Genomic DNA, 8,222 nt, shown 5'->3' with positions numbered 1-8,222 from the left:
CGTGGATCCTGATCGCCTGCTACGGCCTGTTCGGCTACGGCTACATCATCCCGGCGACCTTCCTGCCGGCGCTCGGCCGGCAGCTGTTCCCGGATCCGCAGGTGTTCGGCTGGGCCTGGCCATTGTTCGGGCTGGCCGGCGCCGTCTCGACGCTGGTGGCGATGCGCTGGTTCACGCCGGTCGCCCCGCGCCGCGTGTTCGGCTGGGGCCTGGTGCTGATGGCGGTGGGCGTGGCGGCACCGGCGCTGGCGCCCGGGCTGGGCGCGCTGCTGGTGTGCGCCGCCTGCGTCGGCGGCACCTTCATGGTCGTCACGATGGCCGGTTTCCAGGAAGCGCGCCGGGTGGCCGGCGACGGCTCCGCGCGGCTCGTCGCGACGATGACGGCGGCCTTCGCGCTCGGCCAGCTGGTCGGGCCGCTGACGGTGCCGGCCGGCCCGCTGTCATCGGTCATCATCGGGCCCAGCCTCGCGGCCGCCGCGGCGCTGCTGGCCAGCGCGGCCGTGCTGCTGCGGCCGCGTGCGCGCCCCCTCCCCGTCCACCCCTGAAGCGAGCCCCCATGCGACTTCCACCCCTGCCCGACCATGCCATGACCCCGGCCCAGCGCGCCGCCGCCGATGAACTGATCGCCGGGCCGCGCAAGGCCGTCAAGGGACCGTTCATCGCGCTGCTGCGCAGCCCCGAGCTGCTCGCCCACGTGCAGAAGCTGGGCGCCTTCCTGCGCTTCGGCACCTCGCTGCCGGCGCGCGTCAGCGAGTTCGCGACGCTGCTGGTGGCCCGCCATTGGCGGCAGCAGTTCGAATGGAAGGTGCACGTGGCGCTCGCGCTGCAGGCCGGCACGGCGCAGGCCACGATCGACGCGCTGCGCGACGGCCGCCGCCCCGACACGATGGATGCCGACGAGACGCTGGTGCACGACTTCTGCACCGAGCTGCTGGCGCAGCACGGCGTCAGCGAGGCGACCTGGGCGCGCAGCGTGGAACGCTTCGGCGAGGCCGGTGCCGTCGAGCTGACCGGCCTGGTCGGCTACTTCGCGATGGTCTCGATGGTGCTGAACGTGGCGCACATCCCGGCCGAGCCGGGTGGCGACATCGCGCCGCTGCCGGTGCTGCCGCCCTGAATCGGCTCAGCGCAACGGGGGCCGCTCGAAGATCGCGAGCCACGGTGACGGCAGCCCGCTGTCGAGGTGGCTCGGCAAGCCGTCGAACTCGCGCTGGAACAGCGCCACCAGCCAGTCGCTGAAGGCCCGCAGCTTGGCCATCGGGTACGGCCGGCGCGCCTGCAGCAGCGTGAGCGGCAGGCCGCCGGCACTCCAGTCGGCCAGCACCGGCACCAGGCGGCCGTGCGCGAGGTGGTCGATGACGGCGCGGGTGCACGGCAGCTGCACCAGGCCCAGCCCGGCGACGCCGGCGGCGATGTAGGTATCGGCATCGTTGCAGGCCACGCGGTGCGCGCCGTGCAGCTGCTGGTGCTCGCCGCCGCGGTGGAAGTCGAACGGGAACAGGTGGCCGTCGCGCGGCGAGTAGAAGTTGACGAAGCGGTGCTGCGCGAGATCGTCGAGCCCGTGCGGCGTGCCGTGGGCATCGAGGTAGGCGGGCGCGGCACAGGTGACGACCGGCAGGCGGCCGAGCGGGCAGACCACCAGCCGCTCGTCGTGCACCTCGCCGCCGCGCACGACGAAGTCGTAGCCCTCGGCCAGCAGGTCGACCGGGCGATCGGAGCTGCCGAGCTCGACGACCACCTCGGGATAGCGGCGGAAGAAATCCGGCAGCGCCGGCGCGACGACCTGGCGCCCGAACGCCGCCGGCACGTCGACACGCAGCCGCCCGCACGGCGCGCCCGCCGGATCGTGCAGCGCGTCCTCGAGTTCGCGCATCTGCCCGAGCATCGCGAGCGCGCGCTGGTGGTACAGCGCGCCTTCGTCGGTCAGGCTGAGGCGCCGCGTCGTGCGGTGGAGCAGGCGCACGCCGAGGTGCGCCTCCAGCGCCTGGATCACGACGCTCACGCGCGCCTTCGGCATCCGCAGCGCCAGGCCGGCACGCGAGAAGCTGCCCAGCTCCACCACGCGGGTGAAGACTTCCATGCCTTGGAAACGGTCGATCAAGGGAAAGAAGAAATGGTGCGCACGATCGCACGACTCTAGAGGCTGCGACACCGGCAACCACCGCTACCATCGCGCGAACAGATGGCCCGGCAGCACGACAGATGGCGAGCATGCCGGCCACACCCGCACCGGAAGGATTCGACCGATGCCTTCCTGAAGGCGCACCGCGTGCTGTTCGCGCCCAACCAGGGCCGCGTCTACCTGAGCCACCTCGGCGGGCCTGCGGCGCTCAGGTCACCCGGCTGCCGCAATGCCGCAGCACCACCCGCACCAGCTCGTCCGCATCGATCGGCTTGGTCACGCGGTCGACCATGCCGGAGGCGATGCAGTGCGCGTGCTCCTCGGGCAGCGCATGCGCCGTCTGGCCGATGATCGGCAGCTGCGGGTACAGCGCGTGGATGCGCCGCGCGGTCTCGTAGCCGTCGATGCCGGGCATCATCACGTCGAGCAGCACCACGTCGTAGCGGACGCCCGGCGTCGTGACCCGCGCCACCGCCAGGTGCCCGTCGCCGACGATGTCGGCCTGCGCACCCTCGCTCTCGAGCAGGCTCTGGATCACGATCTGGTTGACGATGTTGTCCTCCGCCACCAGCACCTGCAGGCCGGCCAGCCGCTCGCGCACCGGCTCGCCCACCTCGCCCCGCTCGGCCACCGCCTCGCGCCCGGCCGAGCCCGGGCCGGCCGGCATCGCACCCGCCAGCGGCAGGCGCACGCAGAACACCGAGCCCTCACCGGCGCGGCTCGACACCCGGATCGATCCCTTCATCAGCTCGACCAGCCGCTTGCTGATCGCGAGACCCAGCCCGGTGCCGCCGTAGCGCCGCGTCGTCGACGGATCCGCCTGCTCGAACGACACGAACAGCCGCCCCACCTGCTCGGCCGACATGCCGACGCCGCTGTCGCTGACCTCGACCAGCAGCTCGCCATGGTCCACCTGCAGGCTCAGCGAGACCTCGCCCGCATCGGTGAACTTCACCGCATTCGACAGCAGGTTCAGCAACACCTGCCCGAGCCGCAGGCCGTCGACCCGCATCTGCGCGGGCACGCGCTCATCGACCAGCAGGTGCAGCCCGACACCCTTGTCGGCGGCCGCCTGGCGCACCAGGTCGACCGCGCGCTGCGCGATCGGCCGCAGCGGCGTGAGCGACTCGTCGAGCAGCAGCTTGCCGGCCTCGATCTTCGACATGTCGAGCACGTCGTTCAGGATGCCCTGCAGCAGCTTGCCGGATTCGAGGATGCGCCCGAAACGGCTGCGCACCTCGGGCGATGACGTGAGGTCGCGGTACCCGATCTGCGCGAAGCCGAGCACGCCGTTGAGCGGCGTGCGGATCTCGTGGCTCATGTTCGCGAGGAACATCGACTTGGCGCGGCTGGCCGCTTCGGCCCGCGCGCGCGCCGCCTCCAGTTCGCACAGCACCGCCGCACGGTGCCGCGCGGCCCGGTACTGTGTGCCCAGCAGCACGGCGATGCCGGCCACCAGGCACAGCCAGAAGGCCGCGGAGATGGTCAGCTCGCGCCGCCATGGGGCCATCAGCTCGCCCTGCTCGAGCCCGATCAGCACGTAGGCCGGGTAGCGCCCGAGCTGCCGGTACATCACGGTGCGCATCTGCCCGTCGATCGTGCTGCGGGTCTCGAAGCCGCCCGCCGCCTGCGCGCTCGCCACGGCCTGCTGCGTCTCCGGCGAGCTCAGGCGCGCCGGCGTCTCGTCGGCCACCAGCGGGACTTCCGGCAGGCGCAGCAGCACCTCGCGGTCGGTGTTGAAGACGGTGATCACGCCGCGCTCGCCGACCCGCAGCGAGCGCATGATGCCGCCCAGCTCGTCGAGGTCCATGTTGAGGTACACGACGCCGGCCAGCGCGCCGCTGCTGTCGCGCAGCTGGCGTGCGATCGGCAGCACCCAGCGCGACGTGATGCGCGACTTGAGCGGCAGCCCGAGCACCAGGCCCGGCACATTGACGGCCTGCTTGAAGAAGTGGCGCTGCGCGACGCTGAGCGCCCGCTGCGCGTCGGCGCCGGCACCGAACTTCACGAGGCCGTCCGCATCGGCCGCGCGCAACGCCGGCGCCTCGGGCAGGCGCTGCTGCAAGCCGATCAGCACCTCGGTGAACTGGTCGGCACGCACCGGGCCCTGGCCGCTCAAGCGGCGGAACTCCTGCGCCGCCGACTGCAGCACCAGGTCGGCCGCCTGCAAGCGCGTGAAGAGGTAGCGCTCCAGGTTCAGCGTGAGGTTCTGCAGGTTGTCGGCCGCCGCTGACTGGTAGCGCTGGTGGCTGGTCCACAGCGAGAACGCGAGGAAGCCCGCCACCACGGCCAGCGCCAGCGCGGCGCCGACGGCCAGGCGCCGAAACGGCTGGCGCCAGTCCTGTGCGGTCGGCTCGTCGCTCACGTCGGCTCCCTGCGTCGCGGCACGCGGGGTGGCGTGCGCTCGTTGCGATGAGAAGGTTATAGCCCTGCTGCAGAACCAGCGACAACCGCAGTTCCACCCACGCCGGCATCCACAAGCTTGGGGATGCGCCTTCCGGCACGGATCACCCCTTGTGGCCCTGTTGCAGGCTCAGCAAGGCATCGACATGGGCCACGAATCGGTCGAAGTAGCCCGGCGACAGGTCGCGCATCAGCGTCAGCGAGCGATGCACGAGGTGGTGCGAGTTCAGCGGGCCGGCGTTGTCCGGCAGGGCGGCCTGCGACTGCGCCAGGCGTTGATCGGCGCTCAGGCGTGACCAGGTGCGCCGGAAGAATGGCAGGGTGTCCAGTTCGACGGCTGCAGCGGGGGCCTGCGCCGTCGGCTGGATCGGCGCCTGCCGTGCCAGACCTGCCACGAGATCGGCCAGCGGGCCGCGCGGTGCCGGGCCCGCTTCGGCGGGCGGCGCGGGGCGCTCGCCTTGCGATCCCGCCCGGTCCAGCGCCTGGCCGCATGCCGAGAGCAGCACGGCGAGCCGGTCGTCGAGCACGCGCCGGGCTGCGCCCTCGTGGCTCGCCGCGCGGCGGGCCAGCGACTCGATGAGGCGGAAGCGGACCGGATCGACGTGCGGCGCTCCGCGCTCGCGCAGCGCCTGGATCGCTGCTTCAACCATGCGACGGTGCCGATGCGGCACGCGAGGGTCGGGGGGTGGGTGCCATCTCGACGCGCCGGTTGCGCGAGCGGCCGTCGGCATCGGCGTTCGACGCCACCGGCTGCTCCGCGCCGAAGGCCGCCGCGAAGACCGATGCCGACGGCACGCCCTCCTCGATCAGCGTGCGCGTCACCGTCAGCGCGCGCTGGGCCGACAGCTCCCAGTTGTCGGCGAACTGCCGGTTGCCGCCGCGCACCTGGCGGTCGTCGGTGAAGCCGCTGACCATCAGCACCTCGTCACGCGCGTGCAGGTAGGCGGCGAGCGGCGCGGCCAGGCTCGTCAGCAGCTGCCGGCCTTCGGGCTGCAGGTCGGCCGAATTGAAGGCGAACAGCACGCTGCCGCTGATGCCGATGCGGCCGTGGTCCAGCGTCACGCGGCCTGCGGCGAGTGGTGCGGCCAGCGCGCGCTCCAGCGCCTGGCGCCGCTGCTCTTCGAGCTGGTGCTGCTTCACCTCGTTCTCGAGCCGGCTCGCCAGCTCCAGCTGCGCGCCGATCGCACACAGCAGGATCAGCACGAAGGCGCCCAGCAGGCCGGCCATCAGGTCGCCGAAGACGGCCCACACCGGCGTCGTCGATTCCAGGCCCGCGTCGATCTCGTCCATCAGCGCACCGCCGCCGTGGCCGCCGGGGCCGCTGGAGTCGACGCATGGGCCGCCTTGCCGGACAGCCGCTGCAGGTCCTCGATGATCTGCTTCTGCGACAGCAGGCTCAGGTCGATGACCTCGCGCGCCTGGGCCACGTAGTAGGCGAGCTGCTCATCGCTGCGCGCCAGCGACTTGCCGRGCGCGCTGTCGATGCGCTGCAGCTGGTTCACCAGCTTGTCGTTCGACTGGCCGAACAGCTCGACCGCCAGGCCGAACGCATCGCCGAGGCTCGCGACCTCGACCGCGCTGCCGGTGACCTGCGCGGCCACCGCGGCGAGCTTGTCGGTCTGCGCCTCGACCTGTTCGCCGAAGCGGGCGCCGACGCGCTCGAGCAGCGCCGCCGACGAACCGACCAGCGCATCGATCGCGCCGCGCTGCTCGGTGGCGGCCTGCTGCACGGTGTCGAGCAGGGCGCCGAGCGTGCCGAGGATGCGGGCGCGCTCGTCGAGCAGCGTGTTGTCGCGCGCCATGCTGTCGGACAGCTTCTGGCGCAGCTCGACGATCACCTCGGCCGCGGCACGCGGGGCTTCGGACGCGGCTTGCAGCAGGCGCGCGATCTCGGCGGTGGTCGCCTTCGATTGCGATGCGGCCTGGGCCGTGATGTCGCGGGCGGTGCGCTCCATCGTCTCGCAGACCTGCTGCTGCTGCGCGAGGCTTTGCGAGCCCGCCTGCTGCCATTCGTGCCGCAGCGAAGCGGCCATCGATTCAAGGCTGTCCGCCATCGCGGCCAGGCGTTCCTGCTCCTGCAATGCAGACGCCGACTGCAGGTCGGCATGCGACTGCGCCACCGTTCCCAGCAGCGCCGTCGAACGCTGCTCGAAGGCCTGCGCAAAGCCATCGAGCGACGATTGCCAGGACTTGCCGAGCGTCGCGTGCAGCGAAGCGGTCTCGCGCGCGACACCGGCCATCGTGGCCTCGACGGCCGGGCCGATCGTTGCGCCGGCCAGGCGGGCGCTCTCGGCGAGGCTCTCCTTCAGCGTGCGATCGACCGACGAGGCGAGCGCCATGAAGGCCGCCTCGGCCGTGCCGTGGAAGCGCTCCTGGCTGGCCAGCAGACGGGCGTTCGTCGCCTCGGCCTGCCGCTCCATCGCCTGCATCACGGCGTGCAGGCCGTCGACCAGCGCGGGCATCTGCTCGACCTGGCGCTGCATCAGCTTCAGCGATTCCTCGCGCTGGTGCACCACCGAGAAGGGGCGCAGCGTGGTGGCGATCTTCGCGTCGAGCGCCTGCAGCGCCTGCACGCGCTCGCGGCGGGCCAGCGCCGACAGCAGGCCGAGTGCCGCCGAGGTGGCAACGCCGGCGATCGAGGTGCCGAACGCGAGGCCGAGGCCTTGCACCGGGGCCACCAGCGAGGCGCGGACGGCTTGCAGGTCGGTCGAGGTGTCGAGCGCCATGCCGGTGCCGCGCAGCGTGAACACCATGCCGACGAAGGTGCCGAGCATGCCCAGCAGGACCAGCAGGCCGGCGAGGTAGGGCGCGAGGGCCGGGCCGGGGAAGCCGGCGGACTCGCCTTCGATGCGGCGGCGCACGGCGTTCTGCAGCGACGCGGGCACGCTGTCGAGCCAGGGACGCAGCGCGGGCAGCGGATCGGCGAGGCCGGCGACGGCGTGGGCCAGCGCCGCGGTGGCCTGCCGGAAGCGGTGCAGTTCGAGCGCGCCCATCAGGTAGAACGCCGCGATGAGCGCGGTGATGGCGAGTGCCAGCGGGTGGGAGCCGAGGTAGCCCGCGCCGACCCAGCCGAGGGCGGCCAGGCCGGTGGCGAACACGGCGTGAGGGAGGAATCTGGTCATGGTTGGTCAGGGGGTGACCCGCGAAGGGCGTCGAGCAGCCCTTCGACCGGTTGCATTCGGAGGTCCAGTTCGGCGAGGAGCACCTCGCGCATGTCCTGGCAGAAGGGGGTGCGCCAGCGGTCTGGCTGGTCTTCAGGGGCTGCGCTGCGCACGCGCTCGAAGTGCTGTTCGAGCCAGGCCGGCACCGTCGACAGCAGCGTGCGTTCGCGGGCGCCGATGACCTTCTCCATCACCGCATCGACGGCGGCCAGCCGCGCGAGTGCGGGCGAGGCCGCCGACAGCGAGGCGCGCAGCTTGCGGCGCAGCGGGGTGATCTGGGTGTCCATCGCCTGCTGCCAGCCGAGGTAGCGCTGGCGGTGCGGCGGGAAATCGTCGGTGGTCGGGTCCGGCACGGCGAGCTTGGTGATGGCGTCGCGCACGCGGCGGCATTCGCGGTCGGCCGCGGTCGCGGCCGTGCGCTGGGAAGGCGCCTCGGCGGGTGCGTCCTGCGGGCCATCGAGCGCCGACGACAACGAGATCGCGTCGGTCCAGTCGACCCACCGGCACAGCCCGTCGGAGAAGCTGTCCTTCAGGGC

Annotated in this window: 8 protein-coding genes; 2 read left to right on the top strand and 6 right to left on the bottom strand. The window is 72.4% G+C overall.

All coding sequences use genetic code 11. From position 1 onward, the window contains the following. A partial coding sequence (locus tag AC1D12_RS17445) for a YbfB/YjiJ family MFS transporter (RefSeq protein ID WP_477841821.1) occupies positions 1-545 on the top strand: 545 nt, incomplete at its 5' end. Positions 546-556: 11 nt separating this feature from the next. Beyond that, complete coding sequence (locus AC1D12_RS17440) at positions 557-1,117, top strand: carboxymuconolactone decarboxylase family protein (RefSeq protein WP_477841819.1); 561 nt, start codon at positions 557-559, stop codon at positions 1,115-1,117. A gap of 6 nt (positions 1,118-1,123) precedes the next feature. Here the strand turns inward: AC1D12_RS17440 and AC1D12_RS17435 are convergent, their stop codons facing one another. The 6 genes from AC1D12_RS17435 to AC1D12_RS17410 form a co-directional block, all read right to left on the bottom strand. Continuing rightward, a complete protein-coding gene (locus tag AC1D12_RS17435) occupies positions 1,124-2,080 on the bottom strand; it encodes a LysR family transcriptional regulator (RefSeq protein WP_477841817.1) in 957 nt (318 codons plus the stop codon). Positions 2,081-2,330: 250 nt separating this feature from the next. Continuing rightward, complete coding sequence (locus AC1D12_RS17430) at positions 2,331-4,487, bottom strand: hybrid sensor histidine kinase/response regulator (RefSeq protein WP_477841815.1); 2,157 nt, start codon at positions 4,485-4,487, stop codon at positions 2,331-2,333. 142 nt (positions 4,488-4,629) lie between these two features. Beyond that, positions 4,630-5,196 (bottom strand): DUF2894 domain-containing protein, encoded by a 567-nt coding sequence (locus AC1D12_RS17425; RefSeq protein WP_477841813.1) that lies wholly within the window; start codon positions 5,194-5,196, stop codon positions 4,630-4,632. Continuing rightward, entirely contained in the window at positions 5,168-5,815 is a 648-nt protein-coding gene (locus AC1D12_RS17420) for an OmpA family protein (protein ID WP_477841811.1), read from the bottom strand. The genes AC1D12_RS17425 and AC1D12_RS17420 overlap by 29 nt, the downstream gene beginning before the upstream one ends. After that, entirely contained in the window at positions 5,815-7,647 is a 1,833-nt protein-coding gene (locus AC1D12_RS17415; RefSeq protein ID WP_477841809.1) for a coiled-coil domain-containing protein, read from the bottom strand. The genes AC1D12_RS17420 and AC1D12_RS17415 overlap by 1 nt, the downstream gene beginning before the upstream one ends. Next, the coding region (locus AC1D12_RS17410) for a DUF3348 family protein (protein ID WP_477841807.1) at positions 7,644-8,222 on the bottom strand (579 nt) is incomplete at its 5' end. The genes AC1D12_RS17415 and AC1D12_RS17410, both read right to left, overlap by 4 nt.

The organism is Rhizobacter sp. P1_G5 (assembly GCF_056405435.1).
The sequence above is the reverse complement of the archived record's forward strand: the minus strand, read 5'-3'. Positions and strand labels throughout refer to the sequence as shown.